The following is a 20,460-nucleotide window of genomic DNA, read 5'->3' as shown; positions in this document are numbered from 1 at the left end:
ATGTTCTTAGCTATTTATTTGAATTTGTCGAGAATGCGGCGCATAGCTTCATTCACGTTATCGCGACTGTTGAAAGCCGAAATGCGGAAGTAACCTTCACCTGCCGCGCCAAAACCAGAGCCTGGGGTTCCTACTACATTGCAGCTTTGCAAGAGCTTATCAAAGAAATCCCAACTGGTCAGCCCTGTGGGAGTCTTCACCCATACATAGGGAGCGTTCTCGCCACCATAGACAGCCAAACCTGCTTCGGTCAATTTCTCACGGATAATCTTGGCATTTTCCATATAGAAGTCAATCAAGGCTCTAGTTTGAGCTTTCCCTTCTTCAGAATAGACTGCCTCCGCACCACGTTGAACGATGTAGGAAACACCATTAAACTTAGTGGATTGACGACGATTCCAGAGCTTCCAGAGTTCGACGTTAGAACCATCTTTTGCCTTGCCGATCAAGTTCTCAGGAACTACGGTTAAGGCGCAACGAGTACCTGTAAATCCTGCATTCTTGGAGAAAGAACGGAACTCGATCGCACATTCCTTAGCACCTTCAATTTCATAAATTGAGTGAGGAAGGCTAGGATCGGTGATAAATGCTTCGTAGGCGGCATCAAAGAAGATAATTGAACCGTTAGCGCGTGCATAATCAACCCATGCTTGCAAATGTTCCTTAGTGGCGGTTGCGCCTGTGGGATTGTTGGGGAAGCAGAGATAAATCAGATCGACTTTTTGGGTGGGAATCTCGGCGGTGAAATTATTTTCAGCAGTGACGGGCAAATAAACTAAGCCTTCGTATTCGCCTTTCTCGTTGATATCGCCTGTGTGCCCTGCCATGACGTTAGTATCCACATACACGGGATAGACAGGATCGGTGACAGCAATAATATTATCATCGCCAAAAATATCGAGAATGTTGCCGCAGTCGCACTTGGAGCCATCGGAAATAAAAATCTCGGAAGCGTCAATATCACAGCCTCTTGCCTGAAAATCATTGGCGGCGATCTTTTCACGCAACCATGCGTAGCCTTGTTCGGGACCATAGCCCTTAAATGAACTGCGATCGCCCATATCTTCAACCGCTTTGATCATGGCATCACGACAGGCTTGGGGCAAGGGTTCGGTGACATCGCCAATGCCAAGGCGGATCACTTTTGCGTCAGGATTTGCCTCGATAAAGGCGTTTACCCGTCTTGCAATTTCGGGAAACAGGTAGCCTGCCTTGAGTTTGAGATAGTTGTCGTTAACGGTAGCCATGATGGATGAGTTAATCTTTTTTGATTTTTGTATAGTTTTATATTATGCCTTGATGAAGTTGCTAATGCGAACAATCAATAAATGACAAGCATGATTACGACGATTGCTTTTTGTGGCACACTTCAAAGGAAAGTTGCGATCGATAAAAGCAAACATCAAATTCCATAAAAAAGTTGACTTGTCCTAAAATTATGAGACTAGGCATTGCATAACGTGTAATTTTTCGGCTCGGCTTAATTGTCGTAATAGCGGCATTAATTCGATCATGGTCATAGATTTAATACAAGAACGAAACTACGGCTCATGCTCTTGGTAATTTGGAAGTAGTGTTAGGTTGGTTGCATTATATTTTTCAAAATTGCGAAAATAATCTAGAAAATAAGGATTAAAAAACATGTCATTTAGTCAGTACAAAAGTTTAGGCGAGACCCTTAAGGAATTAGAAATTTCCTTCGTAGAAGAAGACTTTATGCAAGAAGTTCCCTTTGATATTCGTGATTATTTTCTGACAGATCTTGAGTTTATGTTAAACGAGGGAGTCGTGGATAACTCTGAGTATGCCATTTGTGAGAATTTGATCTATCCTATTTTGAAGGAAGTTTGGAAACCTCTTGCTAAAAAGTTTACGCTGTGGAGTCATCAATATCTTAACTACACTGAGAACTTAACTGGCTTTCCTGAATACATTTTGGCAAAGCGATCGCCTCTTGGCAAAGTGGTATTTGATAAGCCCTATTTTTTACTGATCGAAGCTAAACAAGATAATTTTGATGCGGCTTGGGGGCAGTGTTTAGCAGAAATGTATGCCGCCCAAAAGTTGAATAATCTAGAAGCATTAACTGTCTTTGGGATTACTTCTAATGGTAAATTTTGGCAGTTTGGGAAACTTGATCGCACTACTTTTACTCGCAATAAAATCTTTTATAGCATTCAAGAGATCCAGCATTTGTTTGCGGCGGTTAATTTTATTTTTCAAGACTGCGATCGCCAGTTAAGCGCGATCGCTGTCTGAATAGCGGCATTAATTCGGTCATGGGCATAAATTTAGTCCAATAACTTACAACAAGTATACTTTTGCTTTCTGTGTTTGCGTATTTTTAAACTAGATTACAATTTATACAAAGTAAGCTTTAAATTCTTTGTTATGACATCACAAGAACTACAAAAACAAGCCTTGCAGTTGCCAATTAGCGATCGCTGGCAGTTGGTGCAAACTCTCCTAGAGTCTCTAAAACGCGAGTCTCAACCAAGTGTAAAACGTGGTAATCTATCGAGCCTTAGAGGTATAGCCAAAAGTTCGGCTGGAATGGATGAACTTGATGCTAAGGACGATTATGTTAACTATCTCACTGAAAAATACCAGTAATGCGAGTTCTGATTGACACTAATGTTGTTCTTGATTTCTTGCAAGAACGTGAGCCATTTGTAAAAGATGCAGCGAGATTGTTTGCGCGAATTGATGCTGGTGAAATTGAGGGATTTATTGCTGCGACGACAATCACCAACATCTATTACATTGTCCGTAGAGCCGCAGGAATGGATGCAGCCCACAATGCGATCGCACAAGTCTTAGCGGATCTAAATATTTGCCCTGTAGATCGAGATGTTTTAGAACAGGCTATCAAACTTAATTTTCGAGATTTTGAGGATGCGGTGCAATATGCTTGTGGAGTTGTACATAGTGTGGATGTAATTGTAACTCGTGATGTATCTGGGTTTATCAGTGGAGATATTCCAGTAGTTTTGCCGAAAGATTTTGATGATTTTACGATATAGTAGATGCTCGTCTATATCCCTTGTTATAAGGGCTTTGCGACCGCTTTTATACAGCTTAAATACACGTCAGTTTAAACATTTTATTTGAAAGGAATATATTCAACTGTGTTCATCCATTCGTAAGCCTCAGAAGCTTGAGCGATCAATTCTAGATCTTTGACAAATTGCCCAATTGTGCCGCCGAGTTGATGTCCAAAGATTAATCCTGCAAACTGTTTGCCTTCTACTTGCCAAGTCTCAGCTAGAACTCGAAAGCGAATGTCTTGGGTAAAGAGAACTCGTTTAAGTTCTGTTGTTCGTTCTAAAAGTTGATCGTCAGGTAATTCTGTGGTTTCATCCTCAAAGGCTGTTAGTACGTCTATGCCCTTACGTCGCAGTTGTTGTGTAATTGCTTGAGGGACATGAACATCCATATACAAAGCGATCGCCATTTTAGAGAACTCCTTGCGCTTTCATCCTGATATAAAAAGGCGATCGCACAGATTGGCTAGTACTTCCTTGGACTTGCTCCCATTCTTCTTTGATTTCTTGGTCAATTTCTTTTTGATGGTCGAAGTAATAACCCATTGCTGCATGAGCTTCGGCAGGTGTTAGGTAAAGGTGCTGACGACATATTTCTTCGACTGACCAGCCATAGGCGAGATAGTCCATGACAATTTGTGCTACTCGAATGCGTGGTAAGCGTTGCAGTCTGGCGGGTTGGTTGTCGCTTTTTTCGATATGTGGATAACTTAGGGCTAACATGATTATTTTTACCTAACTAAGCTGTCATGCTCTTACAGTATAGTCTTTACTGACTTTAACAAGTAGCTTTTAACAACAGATAAAGATTAGCGAATTCTATTTAACGCAATTAAGCCATTACTGATTCTTTAACTTGATCTCGTACTTGAAACTCTTTTAGGAATTTAAAAAACATTTCAAACCCTGTCTTTTCATCGTGACAGGAGAGCATAATTAGTTTTGCCCATGAGGTGACAGATCTTACGCCTAGTTTTTGCTGTAGCCAAGGCTGAAACTCGTTATAAAAGTCTTCTTCTTCTTGGGTGAGTTCTCCATTAATCTGACTTCGCGCAAATTCATATCCAGCAAGAAACATAAATAGATCGCTAACGGATTGACGACCTAAATACATTCCTGAGTTCTTCTCAACTTTTTGCAAAAGCTCAAATAATCCAATCATTTTATACCTCTCAAAAAATATTACAAAGTAGTTAATTCATCGACTATAAAAGAGCCACTCAGACAACTAAAGTCTTTTATCCAATCCTCGCGAGATAAGCCTTCGGCAGACAAATTGTTAAATACTTTTCCCATGACTTCTACTCCATAATGAGTTCCATTTTCAGTTATTGACTCGTCTAGTCCATAGCGATCGCTTGTTATAAAGTTTTCACTACGGCGTTTGGTTCGTAACCGCAGAATTTTTGCTTCGATACCACGCTTTTTTAGCCAACGCATTACGGTTAGGGACTTGCGATTTAATGAAGTACCAAATATAAAACCAGAATCGGTGGCGCGGCGGAGCCGCGCCACCGATTCTGGTAAATCTGGATTGGTATCTTATTTTCTCGCAAGTCCCTTAGGGTGCATTTATCACATTCTAGCAATGGAAAATTAATCGTAATCCTACCGACTGCTTGCCAGATTTCCTCCTGTGATTCCATATCATATATAAAATAATTCTTACTTATGGTTTCGCCAAACAAGTTCAACCAAGGGGAGTGTTGTATAGCTCTATTAACAACTATAAGAGTTAGCAATTAAATACTTATATCGTCGATCTTTAATCGTTTCTAGTAGCTTATTACGCAGGGTTATTTTTTTGACAGAATCTAGATTTCCTTGTAAGAGAGTTATGGTAAGAATAACCTTTGGAAGTGAGTAGTAAGACCATGTTGGTGAAGGTTGATATTTTAAATAACTATGTAGTTGCGGGTCTAAATTCGTCAATCTTCTTATACTGTCAATATGTGCCAAGACACCCAACGCCTGCAACAACTTATTTTGGTTAAATATCTCAGCAATAGAAAGACGATCTTGCTCAAGTAAAAGAGGAGTTACTGAAGCAATTTGCCTTGCTGTCCATGCAGATCTCTCCCAAACACTTCTAGATGAATTGATCAAGGATATCAAATCTGAGTATGAACCATATTTTGCTAATAGCCAAATAGCTGCAATTACTCCTGAAGATGAATATGAACCATTCTTCTTTGCGATACTAGTAGCAATATCTACCATTTCTTGAACTGTTTTACCTGCTTTTGGTGTATCCCAGTTGATCAGGCATTTAATAGCTTCAAAAAGCGAAACGTCATCTTCACAGTGACCAGATAGGAGAAAATTTTTAATTAAATCTATTCTTTTTTTACTTATACCCAAATGCATAAGATAATTAAATGATCCACTTCTAAGGCTAGGAGTTTCTTCAAGAATAGATTCGAGATATTTCTCAAGATAGTTGTCTTTTACAAGCCTAAATAGACCAAAGTAACGCTTGAACACTTTATCCCATTGTCCAGTTCGTGTTTTCTGCTTAAATTGTCTAAATTTTTTTCTAAGCAGATGCTTTTGAGCCGTTTGGATATCTTGGCTTGTAGCCCCATATTTTATAGAATTTTCAATGATTGTTAGATCACGGTTTTCTTGAATCCAAAAGTGTTCAACTGCTTCCTGTGCAGATAAAATTTTGCTCTTGCTTGTATTTAACCGTAGTCCTTGACTACTAAGAACATTATCTAAATTGCGTAATAACTTTTTCCCCTCTGCTCGTGAGCCTACTCCTACATCAATATCATCCATCCATCTCACAAAATCTCCATTGCTTGCTTTGTCTAACTCCTCGTCAATCTTAAATAAATAAACATGAGCAAGTAACCGTGGTGCATCAAAATTTATTTGTGGTAATCCCACTCCAGAATGTGGCATATAGTATGGTCGCCATGAGAAAGCCTCAAGTAAATAGAATAGAAAATTAAGAAGATTTTCGCTAAATTTCCCACAAGCTGCTAAAGTATTTCGGAGCGCTGATAGAGGAATACAATCGAAGTAGTTAGCAATATCAGTCACTACAACGTATTGATATTCATTGGTAAATTCCCAAATACGCTTTTGGAATTGCGGCCATAATACCCACCAAGGATAAGCAAAAGTTCCGTCAACCTGTTCAACATCTTTAGGCGTATGAGTACGTGAGTAATAAGCGTTCTGTGATGGTTGTGCTTTTTTTAACTCACTTTCTAAAACTTCTACAATACATTGAAGGGCAAGGGCATCCGATGGTTCTGGGATTGCAAGCCTTCTAGGAATACCATCTCTTTTTTCTAGATGAACAAACTCAGGGGAAGACGGTTTATACCGACCATCAATCACATCTTTACGCAACCGATCTGCAAATGGCAGAATGTTTCTATGAATATCTAAGAAGTCATGTAAATCTTCCAGTGGCTGTTTGCGTAAACCGTTACGTACCGTATCTTTCCAAACTTTAACTATTTGTTTCGGTTGAAAAGCATTATCAAGGTCTAGATATAAACTTTGTTTGCGCTGATTTTCGTGCATTTGCTGATAAGTACCTGATTTATCCATCTTCCAGAAATTTTCTCACAACTTGTTGGCAAATAATATCAGTACATAGTCATATTAATACATGTTATAAAATGTGTGATCGCCTAGATATTGACATTTGAGATCTAAAGCGATCGCAAGTCTAAACTAAACTCAGGTAAGACATCCTCACCAGATAACACATCAGGATTAGTGAGACCTTCCACTTCTTGATTTTGACGATAAATCTCGACAATATTCGCCCTGCGATCTAACAACCAAACTAGCCTTGCACCATTTTTGATATATTCCTGCATTTTCGCTTGAGTCTCCTTGCGCGTATCCGTTGGCGACATCAACTCCAAAACAAAATCAGGCGTGATCGGTGGAAACTTTTCTTTTTGAGAATCAGTTAACGCATTCCATCTCTCTAAACTAATCCATGACACATCAGGCGATCGGTTAGCATTATTCGGCAATTTAAAACAAGTCGATGAATCAAACACCTTGCCAAGCTTCAATCGATTATTCCAAATCCAAAACTGAGCAATCAAACCCGCATTATAAATTCCCGTTTCTCCACCCGTCGGAGCCAAGATAATTACCTCTCCTCTAGAATTACGCTCAAACTTGACATCAGGATTGGCTAGACATAGATCGTAAAACTGCTCGTCAGCAATTTTGGCGATCGCCTCAAGATTCAAAGTTACCGTATTCATGCTTTTAGTTTGAAAATACAGTTGTAATGAGATTCTAGCACTTTTAACTATTTTGGATTCTGTAGCACTAAAAGTTGGGGTACTACATCTATCTCAATAAATTTTGTTAATGTAGACTATTAAAAGAAATAAGGATGTTGCAAAAATGATCCTTAATATTAAAGAGGATAGAACTATGCAGATGATTGATGTAGATTCTAGTATGCTGAGTTCAGTTGGCTATGACTCGGCTACCCAGACTCTTCGTGCTGTCTTTAATAGCGGTAAAACCTATGACTATTTTAAGGTTTCACAAGAGGTTTACGATGAATTGATCGCTAGCGAATCTAAGGGACGTTATATGCGTGATGAAATTATCGATATGTACTCCTATCAACAAGTAAAAAGGAAAAGCAAATATTAGCTTTACTATATGACATCTATGAACTATCCTGATCGCACCAATCCTCACCCAATGACAGGATTTCCCCAAGTTTGCTTTATTCAAAACACAGTCTCTAACCCAAATATCATTATCGGCGACTACACCTATTACGACGATCCCGAAGACTCCGAAAACTTTGAACGTAACGTCCTATATCACTTTGACTTCATTGGGGACAAACTGATTATCGGTAAATTTTGCGCGATCGCTCGTGGCGTAAAATTCATCATGAATGGCGCAAATCTCAGTATGTCAGGCATCTCCACCTATCCATTTCAAATCTTTTGGCATGAATGGAAACCGCAAAATCTCGAATTCCCCTACAAAGGCGATACCGTAATTGGGAATGATGTCTGGATCGGCTACGAAGCGGTAATTATGGCGGGAGTGAAGATTGGTGATGGCGCGATTATTGCTTCCAAATCTGTGGTTACTAAAGACGTGCCACCCTATGCGATCGTTGGGGGCAATCCTGCGACAGTGATCCGTCAGAGATTTGACGATCGCGCGATCGCAAAGCTACTCGAAATCGCATGGTGGAATTGGGATATGGAGAAGATTACGAGAAATCTGGATCGGATTGTGAGCGCGGATATCGCAGCCTTGCAAAATTGTAAGTAGCTAGGCATAAGTAAACTTACAGCGCTTTGCGCTCAAACCCAAACTAAGGGAATTTTTGAAAGCGTTGCGAAGCAACGCTTTCAAAAATTCCCTTGTGGTTCGTTTGATCGATAATTGCTGTAAAACCTAGAAGAGCATACCGCCCACACAGCGGGCGGTATGCTCTCTGGTTTTGGTTTTTAATTATGCCGAACGACTTATGTAAGTTAGGAATTTTCTGGATTTGCCTGACTGATCGTTTACAATGAATCTCTACTCCCAGTATTTGCGATCAGCTCCAAAAAATTCAGCGATTGGTTTATGCTTGATGAAGAGTCGGAACTTGTATGGAATTTAACTACAACTACAAAGGCAGTTCGTCAGTGTCTGGACAAGGCGATCGCACAGCGATGTCGTTCTCACCTGATCTGACAAGGCAACCCACTTACTTTAGAGGCGAACTGCAACAGAATATTGCCTTTCGAGAAGCGATTAGTGCCTTGCATGACGTTGTAGTTTCTGACCTTCGTTTTAAGCCAAAGGATAAAGAAGCTTACAAAGCTTGGGCAGCCCAACGCAATGAGATTGACTGGCAACTGGTCGCCGCCCAACGCCAAGAAGTTACAGATAGGATCAAAGCCCTCCAAACCGATCTCACGGATCTAAATCGGCGTAGTTCGGAACGGATGTCTGGATTTTATCGAGCCACCGCGAGATATTTTGATTATCTCTATCAAAAAGATCGAGATTATTGGTTTGTGCTTGACCCTGTAATTACCGTTCATCCTGACGAAGTTTTTTTTGAATGCTTTAGCCAAGATGAATCTAGCTATGGTCGTCTGGGGGCTAGCTATGAGGTATTTAAGAATATTGATGAATTTGCCTGCGGCACTACCAACATCGATTACTCCGCCGCACTCTACGATGAGTTCCAAAAGATTCGCAGTTATAAACGGACGTTATTGGAGGTCGATCCTTCGGGGTTTGAAGTAAAGACCACAGGAGAGGCTGACTATAAAGAAGTCAAAATCGATCTACCAGATACTTGGGTGCGCGGCTTTTTGCAGGTTAGCTCGGCAATGTCACTTCCCGCAATTCGCTTTGACCTCCATCCCACCGATATTTATAACATCTGTTTTGTTTTGCGTCGTCGCAAAGAAAAGCAGGGACCGCGCAGTATGCGCTATATTCTCAAACCTAACGAACCTATCCGAATTGTATTTGAGCCTTGGGGAACGGAAATAGTCTGTTCCCGCTCAATTTATGAGGGCAATAGCGATCGCACGATCCGTGTTTGGGGTCGTCGTCGTCTCTTGATTTTGGAGCGACTGATTCCCGTTGCGCGTAAATTCACCGTGCATTTACTTGGCAATGGAATGCCTTCTTTTTATGTCGCCGATCTTGAAGATATGTCCTTCACCTTGGGGCTATCGGGCTGGACGGCTAATGACTGGGCAAAGGCGAGTAATTTTGATTTACTTGCGCCTAGGGCAAATGTTGATGACCGCACCAAACGCCAGATTTTTGAAGCCCTCAAGCAGAATTGGGTAGAATCCCCTGACGCTCTAGCAGCAAGACTCAGACTGGATCGCTCGGTGGTTCTTGGTGCGCTCAGTGCCTATACTCAGGCGGGTAGAGCGATTTATGACCTGAATAAGCAGGTCTATCGTGTGCGCGAACTGTCCAGTGTCCCTTTGCCGATGGATAAGCTGCGCTTTGCTAGCGATCGCGAAGCCCAAGCGAGTCAATTTTTAGAGCAGAATGCGGTGCGGATTACCAGTGACAATATTGATACTTCGGGAACTCAACTCTTGCAAGGAGAAGTGCGCCACAAAAATCAAACTTTCCTGCCTGTGGTCACGCTCGATCGCGATCTACGCATTGTTCACGCTGAATGTACTTGCAACTGGCATCAACAAAACAAGCTATTTAAAGGACCTTGCGAACATATCCTCGCTTTGCGAATGCATAGCGATCGCATCGCTAATGCACGCTAATGCAATTGTGTAATACCCTTTCGTTCCTCTTGTTCAACGCGCCAAATGTTCTTTTAGCCAAGCGCTTAAATCAGCAGTTGTTTGTAAGTCAAAGATTGCTTCGGCTAAATTTTCTAGCTGCACGACAGATAGTTTAGTAATTTTAGATTTTATGCTTGGAGATATTTTACCAAATTTGCGGGTTAGCATTCGTACCAACATCGCAGCCTGTCTTTGTAAACCCTCTTGTTTACCAATTTGCAAACCTTCTTGTTTACCAATTTGCAAGCCCTCTTGTTTACCTTCCTGCATAGCCTCTTGGTAGACGCGGGTTTTCTTTAGATCGCTATGTGTAAACATCGATTCAACCTCTTGACGACTTAGTTTTGGGAATTTATATACCAACACTGCCTCTATGAATTCTACTACGTTATCTCTCAGTTCAGTGTTTGTTTCTTGTTCAACTTTTTGGGCTAGTTTTCTTGCTATGGTTGGTGCTTTTTTTTCTGTGGCTAAGATTAGCTGAATGATGGCTATGCCAAGGGAGTTCGTTTCTTCCCGCAGGTCTTCTAAATATATGCGGGTGATCCTTCCTGAGGCAATTAGTTCTTGGCAGAATTTGTCGGGTATTGGTTCGCTATTGTATTTGGCAAAGATGGCTACGGCTTGCCAGTCTTGGATGGGACGATATTGGTTGAGATAGAGGAAAATTTCGGCTAGGAATTCGGAGTAGAAGTCTTCTTTGGGTTGAAATTGGACTTCTACCAGAAATATTGGTTTGTCGTTGGTTTCGGGCATGAAGATACCGTCAAACCGAAATGCTTTTTCTTTGATCTCGGCTGAGCTGAATTTGTATCCTTCGGCTTCTGCGATCGGGCGATCGATTAGCTCGAATAGTAGGGTGTGGAAGGATTGAAAGAGTTGATAAAATAAGGTGTCTGTCTTCATTCCTTTATGATTTTATGGGGGTAGCCAGTAGCTTGATGGGAAGTGGGATTTGAGGATAGGTGAGATGGATTTTTAAGAGGGATTCTAGGGCTTTGGCTTTATCACCGATCGCGATCGCAGCAGATTGTCGGGTGAAAATTTGGGCGACGATATGCGCAGCGGCTTCGCTTTTAATTGCTTCTTGATTGAGAAAAGCGAATACCCGTTGCTTCGTGACACGACCGCGATTTACTTGGGCTAAGACTCTTGTGAAATAGGGAATTAGCTCCTGCAAACGACTGGGATTATTTGCCGCGTAGTTTTCTAGATAATTGGTGGCAAATAGTTGCATATCCATAGAAGGATGTTCGCTAAATTTAACTAGATATTCTTGTCCATCGGTTTCTTGAAAACAGCGACTGACTAGATCGCGTCCAAACTTGCGCACATCAGCGCGAATGCTATCGCAGATGCTGATAATTACCACAGGCGTGAAGTCTTCAGGTTGGAGTAATTCTCCAAAGAGGCGAAATCCAAATAGCCTTGCATCATCCCAGCGTGATTCGAGAAATGGTAATGCTGCGAGTAATTCTTCTGGTTGACGATGCAGACGGGGGAGTATCTGTTCGCCCATAGCATAGGAGGCAATGCGAACTGTTAACACTTCATGGTTGCTAAACTGAGCAATCTCTGCGGTTGTAAAGCTACTCGCCCAAACCGATCCATTGACGGAGAGGATAGATCCCGCCACTTCTTGAGCGGCAGTAGATTTGGTTTGGAGAAGTTGTTGCGTCAACTCTTGGGTAGCCGCAGACATCCATTCAGGCAAATCATTTTGGAGTAACTGGCTGAGGAATTTATGCACCCCTTCGTTCGCTTCAGGAGCAAGCAAGACTTGGAGTAGTTGTCCTGCAAGGGTTAAGCTGAAGTCATGATTGTCATTAGCCAATCGATGAATGATCGGACGAATTGCTTCGCGCATATCCGCGATCGCATGGGTCGCGATCGCCAAGATTAGGGTTGTGCGTTCTAACAAAACGCGATCGGGCAATTGCCCAAACAGCCGCACACCCAAAACCCTAACATGATCATAGGGGGATTCTAATAGAGCTTCCATTAAGCCTGATGGTAAGTCCATGACATTTATTTCATGGTTCACCAGAATCTGCGCTCCCAAGGTTTGCAACTCTGGCAGGGGATGACGCAGGAGATCGAGAATAATTTCTAAGCCTAGCGATCGCAATTGCATACTGAAGCTAAGTAATATAGTTTCTGCTCCTTGTTTAGCCTGTTCTGCTTGATCGGGTTGCAGGGTCAGCATCAGGGCAATAATCTGTCCAATTAGCGATCGCGCTGTGACATCACTCAAAATAGCCGTACCAAGTAACTGCCGCGCAAAAGTCCTCGTCTCCGCCTGTTTGCTCAATACCAATCCCGCAATTAATTGACTATCTTCGGTTAAAAAGCGATCGCGCTGTTCGTTAATCCATCGATAAGCCTCGGTTCGCGCAGGTGCAAAAGCACAATTAGCCACCGCTAAAATTAATTTGCCATCGGGCTGCTCAGGTTGATAGCGAACTCTTGCTAGCTCAAATCCTAATTGCGCGGTGACTGCGTAGGGACGGGCTAGGATTTTAATCAGATTCTCTAGGGATAGCTCTGCGCAAAAACTTTGACATGACCGCATCGCTTTAACGGCAAAATGATGTACGGGGCGGGCTTCACTTTTTAAGAGAAGTTGCAATAGCGCAGTGGGATGCTGTTCCCACAGTTGAGGGAATGCTTCTTCTCTAACTTTTGGCTCAGGACTTTCAGGCTTATAGGGAGGAACACATCGCCATGCTCTGGCGTTGGGCTTCAGCACATAACGGTGGCTATGCTCATAGAGAATATGATTGAAGGTGATATATTTGGCATAGATATCCCATTCAATTCTTGCGGATTCATACCGACTCCAATTGCGATCGTACCCATAGTAAACAGATTGCCGCACTTCCTCAGCATCAACATCTGAATACTGCAAGAGAATACTTACGGCTAGGTTAATGTAGGCTGGATCGTTTAATTCTCCAAGTTTACGGAGCGATCGCCATACTCGCCGCCTTAAGTAACTGCGTGTTTTTTGGGAATAAGCCTGATTATTCTCAATATTATTCTCAAACTCTTCATAGTCTGGTTGTTTATCTTGCTCGAAGCGTTTTGCCAGAATTGCGAATGCTTCGGCATCTTGGCGATATTCGGCAATTTTGAAGATATGGCGCACTCTTTGGAAGTAGTTATATCCTAGAGGAACTGTTCTTAAAACCTCTAAAATCGCTGGGCGAATATTCTCACTATCGATTTGATAGAGAAGTTCGATCGCCATAAAACGGTAGCGATCGTCGCTATTGAGAAAAGCCTGAAAAGCTTCCGCAAATTGCTCAGCAGTACCATAGCGAACTGGATCTTGCAGTGCGATCGGTAATTGTGCGATTAATTGCGATCGCATCTCCGCTTGTTTAGCACGATCAGCCAGTTTAAAAACAGCTTCAAAGGCGATACGCTTTACTGAGTCTGGCGTAGCACTATTTTGATACAGCCCTTCTAAGGTGGAAATGACATTGCGATCGCCACACCATCCTAATGACCAAGCGATCGCATAGTTCCTGATGGGATTGCGCGAAGTGTTGAGCATCCGTAACAAAAGAGGTGCTGCTGCTGCTATCTTTAGTTCTCCCACCCGCCAAATCAATCGATCTAAGGGATGCTGGCGATCGCGCCTAGCCACTAAGGGATTGCCCATCCGATCTACTAGGTTTGTACGCGGTTGACGACCACGCCTTGTATTCCTCACCCCACTACGAGATGCAACGCTAGAAGGAACGCCCACATTTAAGATTGCCACCAATCGATTGAGAATCGCTTGACTTCTGGCATCGCTATCAATGGGAATTTCTATCGGTGGCGGTGGTGAACTTGCGATCGGGGTAGAAGTCGCCTCAGTTTCCCCAGTAGCATCACGATAGCCTTTGCTTACTTTTGCATTGATTAAGCGATCGAGCAATTTCTGTGCTTGCTCTAGGGATACTGCTGTCACTGTCTCGGAATTCTCTTTGAGGACAGCCCCTTGTTTCCCATACCGCGAGTTGACCACATAGCGATTATCCCCAACCTGACAAAGATCGATTTCGTAGACTTTAGCTGAGCTGCCAGCATGATAAAGCAGCGTCGTTCGTTTAATTATTTGCATGGCAAGCTCAAACTAGTAAATCAATAATAAATCAATAAATATGATAAATATGCTGTAGTGCCATATTAGCTTAAAGCAAACTCCTTAAATAGAAATGAATGCCTAGTTATTCATCTCTCTGATAAATACAGCATAAAGAACGTTACCATCCGCAGTAAATCTTATCGCTGGCAAATTTCTAACTAAAAGAAATGCTCTTCCGAAATCTACTTCAGTTTTATCGATGGATAGTTTGATCGGCTTCTTCATAATTCCTTGTTGGTAACCATCGATAAATAGCGCACCCTCCGCAATAACATCTAATTTGACATTATCCTCATCAATCTCTATTTGTCCATGATTCCAATGAAAAAGAACTTTCGTAGATACAGTTCTAGTTTTATTGTTAATCCAATTTTGGATACCTCTCTTTTCATATAGATAGTCAAATTTGCCAAATACAATTGCTTTTTCGACAATTTTAGTAGGTGTCTGTGTCCATTTCTCTACATAAAAAAATGGTATGGGTTTATAAAACCTATTGATAATATAGTAAAAAGTATATGGAAAAAATAACAATCCAGATCCATGAAGAGCAAATGCTTGCCAGAAATTTGGTCGCATTATACTTAGTGATGAGAATTGAAATAGATTAGCAAATAATAATGAAAACCCTATTATGAAGATTAAAGTGTCAAATGGAATTCCATTACTGGTAATATTGAGTAATACAAATTTTGTTCTTAAAAAATCACACCAACTATATATCGACTTAAAAAGGTTGCCTTTAAGATTATTCATATAAAAATCTTTATTTTTTCGTTACAGTCATTTGGCGAAAGTGTATCACGTTATAAATCCTGTAAATACACTGTGGTATTGATTGTATATGTATTACTCTATCCCTTAGTCTAAAATTCATGTCTAACGAGTATTTTAGAGATTAAAACTGAGTTTGACCCAAAAGCCATGTTTAGGTTATCTTTTGAGTAGTACATATTTGTATATCTTTGGTATATCAAACATGTGCGAAATAGTCGCAACAGCAGTCATAAGGGTAAACAACCTTGCAATCCGAATGGTGGATCGCCATTCTTGCATTTAGTCTAAGCGCGCATCACTGGCTTGCTCTTAACTGTGCGTCTCTCGCTACTAGTGTGTTATTACGGTTTGGCTTCCGAAAAGCTAACGAACACACTAGTAGCGGAGCCGCTGGAGTTGAGCAATCCAGTCCTGAGAGGTTTACGAAGGAGTAACCTGTTGACTGCTGAATGTGGCTTTTTGACAGCGCAACCTGCGGTAAATAACTATGACCAACCAACCCCGCACCCGTCAGGAACTTTACGATCGCATTAGGCGTAGCTCCAGAGATGAAGTAATTTTGGAGGAAATGATTCGTTTAGGATTTTGGCCAGCCGCAGGTGAAATGCCCAAGGATCCTGCCGATGAGATTCGGCGCAAGGGCGAGATCATGCGGGAGCTTGAGGATTTACGAGCGCAAAATCGCCAACTGCATAATGAAGAAGCACTCAAAAAAGAAGCTTTAGCCCAGAGATTAGCGGAGTCTAAACGTAAACAGCAAGAAACTAAAGAGCGGCGAGAGCGAGAGCGTCAAGAACGTTTAGAAATTTGGGAACTCAAGAAACAACAGGAAATTGTATTTCTAGGCGAGGGAGTTTCCGCAGGACTCAATAAGACTGAATGCGATCGCGATCGCTTACAAAGCTACGGCTTACCAGAATATGGCACATCAGGGGAGATTGCTGCTGCCATGGGAATCAGCCTCGGTCAACTGCGATTTTTAGCCTTTGTAAGACGGGCTAGCAATATATCTCACTACATCCGTTTCAAAATTGCCAAAAAAACAGGCGGCGAACGATTGATTTCTGCGCCCATGCCACGGCTCAAGCAAGCGCAGACATGGATTCTCTATCACATTCTCGAACAAGTGGATTTACATGAGGCTGCCCATGGCTTTTGTCGTGGGCGATCGATTGTCACTAATGCCGCGCCGCATGTGGGAGCCGATGTCGTCATCAATCTGGATTTGCAAGATTTCTTTCCTTCTATCTCTTACCATCGGGTTAAGGGATTATTTATATCTCTAGGCTATTCTGAAGCTGCTGCTACGATATTTGGACTAATTTGTACTGATGCTGCTGTAGAGGCAGTAGAACTTGATGGCAAGACCTATTATGTGGCTCTAGGCGATCGCCATTTGCCCCAAGGCGCACCCAGCAGCCCAGCCATTACCAATTTAATCTGTCGCCGCCTCGATCTGCGTCTCACTAAGATGGCAGCAAGTCTTGGTTTTGTGTATACGCGCTATGCTGATGACTTGACCTTCTCTAGTTCTGGTGAGAATTTGCGACAGATCTGTAATGTGCTGAAACGGACGGAAGCGATCGCAACTCATGAGGGGTTCACGATTCATCCTCAAAAGACGAGAGTTCTCCATAAATCTCAACATCAAGAAGTAACAGGGATTGTAGTTAATGAGAAGCTAAATGTGGATAGAGAGACACTCAAACGTTTTCGGGCTACCTTGTTTCACATTGAGAAGGATGGATTAGCAGGAAAGCATTGGGGCAATTATCCTGATTTAATTCAATCCATCGAAGGCTTTGCGAACTTTGTGGCGATGGTCAATCCAGAAAAAGGTGGCAAGCTCAAGGAGCAAGTCCAGCGCATTAAAGCCAAGTACAGACCCAAACGAGTAAAGCGCGTAAGACGAAAAAGTAACTAAGTGATCGCACCTGCGTTATTTCAATTCTAACAATAGCGTTGCTATTGTTAGAATTGAAGTCTTGTACTGAATTTGTTCTCTATGGCAATGTAATACCAATTCACGAAAGTGTTGTCATACTTTCGTGAATTAAAAACCAAACTCAGTAGTGGTTTTCAAAGCTGAAGCTGAAAATGGCGTAGCCATTTTTAGCTTCAGCTTTGGTATAAGAGATATTGGGACAGAGCTATTTCAACTTTTTGAGTGTCTTTTCGGCTTGAGATATAAAGTGTTGATTCTTACGATATTGAAATGGAACAAAGCTTTTGATTTTATAAATCATCGTCTCTAAAGTCTCACGAGCAGTTGCAATATCTCCTTGTTGTTGATATATCCTTGCAAGTGTCATATAGGCATCTGGATGACTCCAACTTTTGAGGTGCAACTTCAAGTGGGTCTTTGCTGCTTCTAGATTACCAAGATCAAATAAAAGTTCACCGTAGGTGAGAGAAGCATTTCCATAGGAGAATCCTGCTTCTACTTTCAATAGCCTTTGCAAATGAGTCTTTGCTGCTTCTAAATTTTTGTTGTTCCTTTCCGCCCAAGCTGCGCCCCAAAGAGCTTTAGGATGATCAGGCTCTAGTTCTAAGGCTTTATTATAGGCATTTGCAGACTTATCCAGTTGATCCAGCTCAAATAGGATATCTCCTAGTTTGATGTACTGGTGCGCTTTGCCAATATTCCTAGCTTCGGCTTCTGCCTGCCACAGCGCATCACGTAACCGACGACGGCTTAAGAATCGGGGGACTGGGATAGTACTACCATAGCGAGGCATCCAGCAAATAAAGAAGTAGAGAAAAGCGCCAATTATGTTAAGAAGAATTAATGCCCATAGCCAGAGATAGCGATCGCCCGAACCATTCTTTAGACAGTCATAAAGCATCCAAACCCAAAAAGCTGTCCCTAGCAAGCCAAATGAACTAAGAAAAATGAAGAATGCCTCTAGCATGGGAAAGCCTCACACAAATTTACAATAATAGCTATTTGGGCTTACCCAACACCTCAAATAGACTCTATACAAATATCTTGATTTAGTAAATATTCACTACAGCACTTTTGTCAAGCTACTTATGAGCAGGGAAATCACACATGTTTCTCAATATTTTAATTTAGTCAATTTTTAGGGGGTATTTTGGGTGTTAAATGTATTTGATGTCCCTCGTCTTCTTGATATCCAAATACTATGTAGTGATAGTCTGCATCACCACCAGTATTGGAAGCGCCGCCTAAACCTTCTACGAATCCTGCTTCGGTTGCGATAAATTTCATTGTTACAAATTACTGTGTGGTTAAACTAGCCTTTTGATATCGCCAAAGGTACGATAAAAACTACCGTTGGAAGATTCGCGGATTTCGTCAACCAGATAACGTGCGCCAGCTTCGCGAATATCTCTAGGAAATTGGACTTTCCAATTCTGATTGTAGCCGTCAGAGATAACGCGAATTCTCAATTTACTTCCATCTTGGAAACATTCCACTAATACACCTTGACTACTATCAGAAGTGGTTTCTACGGTTGCAGAAGGGAGAATATCCTCTAAAGTTGAAGCTTTGATATTGACTGTTTCGGTCACAGTGCCAGACTGAGCTGCTAGAATCGCCGCTTCACTGGCATCAATGCAAGCCAAAAAGCCCAAGTGCGTCACAATGTAGAGATGATCTTTAAAGAATTGCATAGACTGGGATGCGCCACAGCCAGAGTCTAGCTTCCAGAGGCGATCGCCTGCTTCATTAAAACAGTAGATCGCGCCATAGGTATCGCCTGCAAATACATACTTGCCATTCTCAGCCGTGGCACAGGAGCAGAGATAGGCATCACAACGATAGACAGCCTCAACATCGCCTTTTTTGCTAAAGCGGTGGACATTTCCTGTAGTTGTCGAAGCAAAGATGCTGGACTCCTCTTGCCAACCAAAACCCACCAAACCATTGACTTGATGCGACCAAATTTCTGTTCCATCCTCCCAGTCATACATCGTGACCCCATTGTTGTAGCCATGATATACCCCAATCTCATCACAACGCACCATCCAGCCGCGATCGCCTGCGCTCTTTTTCGACCATTGTGATTCATCATCATGATTAATCACGGTCACATATCCCGCCGCATCGGAAACAGCGAGGATGCCATCTTTGACATCAATCCAAAAGATATCCACATTGTCGGCAATGGCGTAAGCCACACGCGGCAATTTACCACTGAGATCATAGACATTGCCATCATCACAACCAGCATAAAGCCAATCATCATCAGCGAGAATACACTTCACCCCATCGGGAAGCTTATATTGAATCTGGACTTTGCCATCATGGGTAATTGCGGAAATCTTACCTGCTTGATTGCCGACGAAGCAGAGATCGTCTTTGATATAAATTCCCAAGGCGCTTGCGCCCGTGTCAAACCGCCACACCACAGGCGCTTGAATGATTGGCGATCGCCTTCCTTTTCTAGACTGGTTATAGCTCTCTGCGATCGCGCCTGAACGACGAGTGATAGATCTTTTCTGGCGTTCGCCCATGACGGCTAGTTCATAGCCTTTGCGTTTCTTTTCGTTAATTTTTTTGGTTGCATCAGCCAGAGCTTTCTCAGGTGTGGCAAAGGTTGAGACTTTAGTTTGTCCGCGATCGCCGATCCGACCATAGCGGATGGATACTTCTAAATCATTTACAGTTACTTCATAAAACTTATGAGAGCCACTATCTCCTTCGGATAGTTCTAAATAGGTTTTTTGTTCTGACATAAGACCTCTATCGGTAGAGTTTTATCTATTTTAAATAGGATTTACGCAAATAAACCAAGAACTCAAGTTCTTGGCTAAAAGCTCAAGTCCACTGAAGTGGACTACAGAATGCTCTTATTTAACCCGTTTCAACGGGTTTGATCTTTTAGCCCGCACTTGGGTGCAGGGCTACTGCATAAGTCTTATTGAAGCAATTCCAATTCTAAAAATGGCAACGCCATTTTTAGAGTCAAAGCCCCTTACTGAGCAGTAATGAGTATCTGTCTAATCTAGATGAGAATCTGATTTGGCATGGGTAAGATAGCTTTGACCTGAATTAAAAGGTTTTAGGGATATGTCATTAACTCACCTTACGCAGAAGTCTAAAAAGGTTTCAGGGATTGCCATTCCAAGTAAGATTGCTGCAAAGCCTTAATATACAATTTGGATTTGAGAGCAAAATGATTGAGCTTAGAATTGAGTTTAAGAACCTCCAATTTCACATATCCCCACAAAGATGCAAAGAAGTGAT

General features: G+C 42.0%; 19 protein-coding genes. 7 read left to right on the top strand and 12 right to left on the bottom strand.

The window, feature by feature from the left end; all coding sequences use genetic code 11:
- Positions 1-14: 14 nt before the first annotated feature.
- Entirely contained in the window at positions 15-1,247 is a 1,233-nt protein-coding gene (locus AC805_RS07675) for an LL-diaminopimelate aminotransferase (protein WP_055074875.1), read from the bottom strand.
- Between the two features lie 394 nt (positions 1,248-1,641).
- Here AC805_RS07675 and AC805_RS07670 point away from each other — a divergent pair, with 394 nt between their 5' ends.
- The 3 genes from AC805_RS07670 to AC805_RS07660 all read left to right on the top strand — a co-directional run bounded on the left by AC805_RS07670 (position 1,642) and on the right by AC805_RS07660 (position 3,023).
- The gene (locus AC805_RS07670) at positions 1,642-2,259 is read left to right on the top strand and encodes a hypothetical protein (protein ID WP_055074874.1); all 618 of its coding nucleotides are present in this window, start codon (positions 1,642-1,644) and stop codon (positions 2,257-2,259) included.
- Positions 2,260-2,391: 132 nt separating this feature from the next.
- A complete protein-coding gene (locus AC805_RS07665; RefSeq protein WP_055074873.1) occupies positions 2,392-2,613 on the top strand; it encodes a hypothetical protein in 222 nt (73 codons plus the stop codon).
- Positions 2,613-3,023 carry a PIN domain-containing protein gene (locus tag AC805_RS07660; RefSeq protein ID WP_055074872.1) on the top strand — a complete coding sequence of 137 codons (411 nt, stop codon included), beginning with the start codon at positions 2,613-2,615 and terminating at the stop codon, positions 3,021-3,023. Before AC805_RS07665 ends, AC805_RS07660 begins: the two co-directional genes overlap by 1 nt.
- Before the next feature lie 80 nt (positions 3,024-3,103).
- Here AC805_RS07660 and AC805_RS07655 read toward each other — a convergent pair whose 3' ends face one another.
- The 6 genes from AC805_RS07655 to AC805_RS07630 all read right to left on the bottom strand — a co-directional run bounded on the left by AC805_RS07655 (position 3,104) and on the right by AC805_RS07630 (position 7,288).
- Positions 3,104-3,454 (bottom strand): DUF5615 family PIN-like protein, encoded by a 351-nt coding sequence (locus AC805_RS07655; protein ID WP_055074871.1) that lies wholly within the window; start codon positions 3,452-3,454, stop codon positions 3,104-3,106.
- Between the two features lies 1 nt (position 3,455).
- The gene (locus AC805_RS07650; RefSeq protein ID WP_055074870.1) at positions 3,456-3,767 is read right to left on the bottom strand and encodes a DUF433 domain-containing protein; all 312 of its coding nucleotides are present in this window, start codon (positions 3,765-3,767) and stop codon (positions 3,456-3,458) included.
- 109 nt (positions 3,768-3,876) lie between these two features.
- Positions 3,877-4,206 carry a hypothetical protein gene (locus AC805_RS07645; RefSeq protein ID WP_055074869.1) on the bottom strand — a complete coding sequence of 110 codons (330 nt, stop codon included), beginning with the start codon at positions 4,204-4,206 and terminating at the stop codon, positions 3,877-3,879.
- 20 nt (positions 4,207-4,226) lie between these two features.
- Entirely contained in the window at positions 4,227-4,559 is a 333-nt protein-coding gene (locus AC805_RS07640; RefSeq protein ID WP_197278670.1) for a papain fold toxin domain-containing protein, read from the bottom strand.
- A gap of 204 nt (positions 4,560-4,763) precedes the next feature.
- The gene (locus AC805_RS07635) at positions 4,764-6,611 is read right to left on the bottom strand and encodes an RNA-directed DNA polymerase (protein ID WP_055074868.1); all 1,848 of its coding nucleotides are present in this window, start codon (positions 6,609-6,611) and stop codon (positions 4,764-4,766) included.
- Between the two features lie 104 nt (positions 6,612-6,715).
- On the bottom strand, positions 6,716-7,288 hold the full coding sequence (locus AC805_RS07630) for a Uma2 family endonuclease (protein ID WP_055074867.1): 573 nt from the start codon (positions 7,286-7,288) through the stop codon (positions 6,716-6,718).
- A gap of 202 nt (positions 7,289-7,490) precedes the next feature.
- Between AC805_RS07630 and AC805_RS07625 the strand changes: the two genes are divergently transcribed.
- The 3 genes from AC805_RS07625 (at position 7,491) to AC805_RS07615 (ending at position 10,309) form a co-directional block, all read left to right on the top strand.
- Positions 7,491-7,691 (top strand): KTSC domain-containing protein, encoded by a 201-nt coding sequence (locus AC805_RS07625; RefSeq protein ID WP_231662495.1) that lies wholly within the window; start codon positions 7,491-7,493, stop codon positions 7,689-7,691.
- A gap of 18 nt (positions 7,692-7,709) precedes the next feature.
- Positions 7,710-8,333, top strand: a complete 624-nt coding sequence (locus tag AC805_RS07620; protein ID WP_055074865.1) for a Vat family streptogramin A O-acetyltransferase — start codon at positions 7,710-7,712, stop codon at positions 8,331-8,333.
- Between the two features lie 326 nt (positions 8,334-8,659).
- The gene (locus AC805_RS07615) at positions 8,660-10,309 is read left to right on the top strand and encodes an SWIM zinc finger family protein (RefSeq protein WP_055074864.1); all 1,650 of its coding nucleotides are present in this window, start codon (positions 8,660-8,662) and stop codon (positions 10,307-10,309) included.
- Between the two features lie 33 nt (positions 10,310-10,342).
- On the opposite strand, the gene AC805_RS07610 is transcribed toward AC805_RS07615, so the two are convergent.
- The 3 genes from AC805_RS07610 to AC805_RS07600 form a co-directional block, all read right to left on the bottom strand.
- On the bottom strand, positions 10,343-11,236 hold the full coding sequence (locus AC805_RS07610; protein ID WP_055074863.1) for an Rpn family recombination-promoting nuclease/putative transposase: 894 nt from the start codon (positions 11,234-11,236) through the stop codon (positions 10,343-10,345).
- Positions 11,237-11,240: 4 nt separating this feature from the next.
- The gene (locus AC805_RS07605) at positions 11,241-14,444 is read right to left on the bottom strand and encodes a hypothetical protein (protein ID WP_055074862.1); all 3,204 of its coding nucleotides are present in this window, start codon (positions 14,442-14,444) and stop codon (positions 11,241-11,243) included.
- A gap of 102 nt (positions 14,445-14,546) precedes the next feature.
- A complete protein-coding gene (locus AC805_RS07600) occupies positions 14,547-15,224 on the bottom strand; it encodes a hypothetical protein (RefSeq protein WP_055074861.1) in 678 nt (225 codons plus the stop codon).
- 508 nt (positions 15,225-15,732) lie between these two features.
- Between AC805_RS07600 and AC805_RS07595 the strand changes: the two genes are divergently transcribed.
- Positions 15,733-17,169 (top strand): reverse transcriptase family protein, encoded by a 1,437-nt coding sequence (locus AC805_RS07595; protein ID WP_055074860.1) that lies wholly within the window; start codon positions 15,733-15,735, stop codon positions 17,167-17,169.
- Positions 17,170-17,395: 226 nt separating this feature from the next.
- On the opposite strand, the gene AC805_RS07590 is transcribed toward AC805_RS07595, so the two are convergent.
- On the bottom strand, positions 17,396-18,157 hold the full coding sequence (locus tag AC805_RS07590) for a tetratricopeptide repeat protein (protein WP_055074859.1): 762 nt from the start codon (positions 18,155-18,157) through the stop codon (positions 17,396-17,398).
- Between the two features lie 340 nt (positions 18,158-18,497).
- Positions 18,498-19,949, bottom strand: coding sequence for a WGR domain-containing protein (locus tag AC805_RS07585; protein ID WP_055074858.1), 1,452 nt, complete (start codon positions 19,947-19,949; stop codon positions 18,498-18,500).
- Between the last annotated feature and the right edge of the window lie 511 nt (positions 19,950-20,460).

It is taken from the genome of Pseudanabaena sp. 'Roaring Creek' (assembly GCF_001402795.1).
Lineage (GTDB): Bacteria > Cyanobacteriota > Cyanobacteriia > Pseudanabaenales > Pseudanabaenaceae > Pseudanabaena.
Note: the sequence above shows the minus strand (reverse complement) of the source record. Positions and strands in the feature narration are given on the sequence as shown.

Excerpts from the sequence above, each read along its gene's own strand:
- AC805_RS07675 (WP_055074875.1), bottom strand. The coding sequence starts at position 1,247 with ATGGCTACCGTTAACGACAACTATCTCAAACTCAAGGCAGGCTACCTG.
- AC805_RS07670 (WP_055074874.1), top strand. The coding sequence starts at position 1,642 with ATGTCATTTAGTCAGTACAAAAGTTTAGGCGAGACCCTTAAGGAATTA.
- AC805_RS07665 (WP_055074873.1), top strand. The coding sequence starts at position 2,392 with ATGACATCACAAGAACTACAAAAACAAGCCTTGCAGTTGCCAATTAGC.
- AC805_RS07660 (WP_055074872.1), top strand. The coding sequence starts at position 2,613 with ATGCGAGTTCTGATTGACACTAATGTTGTTCTTGATTTCTTGCAAGAA.
- AC805_RS07655 (WP_055074871.1), bottom strand. The coding sequence starts at position 3,454 with ATGGCGATCGCTTTGTATATGGATGTTCATGTCCCTCAAGCAATTACA.
- AC805_RS07650 (WP_055074870.1), bottom strand. The coding sequence starts at position 3,767 with ATGTTAGCCCTAAGTTATCCACATATCGAAAAAAGCGACAACCAACCC.
- AC805_RS07645 (WP_055074869.1), bottom strand. The coding sequence starts at position 4,206 with ATGATTGGATTATTTGAGCTTTTGCAAAAAGTTGAGAAGAACTCAGGA.
- AC805_RS07635 (WP_055074868.1), bottom strand. The coding sequence starts at position 6,611 with ATGGATAAATCAGGTACTTATCAGCAAATGCACGAAAATCAGCGCAAA.
- AC805_RS07630 (WP_055074867.1), bottom strand. The coding sequence starts at position 7,288 with ATGAATACGGTAACTTTGAATCTTGAGGCGATCGCCAAAATTGCTGAC.
- AC805_RS07625 (WP_231662495.1), top strand. The coding sequence starts at position 7,491 with ATGCTGAGTTCAGTTGGCTATGACTCGGCTACCCAGACTCTTCGTGCT.
- AC805_RS07620 (WP_055074865.1), top strand. The coding sequence starts at position 7,710 with ATGAACTATCCTGATCGCACCAATCCTCACCCAATGACAGGATTTCCC.
- AC805_RS07615 (WP_055074864.1), top strand. The coding sequence starts at position 8,660 with ATGGAATTTAACTACAACTACAAAGGCAGTTCGTCAGTGTCTGGACAA.
- AC805_RS07610 (WP_055074863.1), bottom strand. The coding sequence starts at position 11,236 with ATGAAGACAGACACCTTATTTTATCAACTCTTTCAATCCTTCCACACC.
- AC805_RS07605 (WP_055074862.1), bottom strand. The coding sequence starts at position 14,444 with ATGCAAATAATTAAACGAACGACGCTGCTTTATCATGCTGGCAGCTCA.
- AC805_RS07600 (WP_055074861.1), bottom strand. The coding sequence starts at position 15,224 with ATGAATAATCTTAAAGGCAACCTTTTTAAGTCGATATATAGTTGGTGT.
- AC805_RS07595 (WP_055074860.1), top strand. The coding sequence starts at position 15,733 with ATGACCAACCAACCCCGCACCCGTCAGGAACTTTACGATCGCATTAGG.
- AC805_RS07590 (WP_055074859.1), bottom strand. The coding sequence starts at position 18,157 with ATGCTAGAGGCATTCTTCATTTTTCTTAGTTCATTTGGCTTGCTAGGG.
- AC805_RS07585 (WP_055074858.1), bottom strand. The coding sequence starts at position 19,949 with ATGTCAGAACAAAAAACCTATTTAGAACTATCCGAAGGAGATAGTGGC.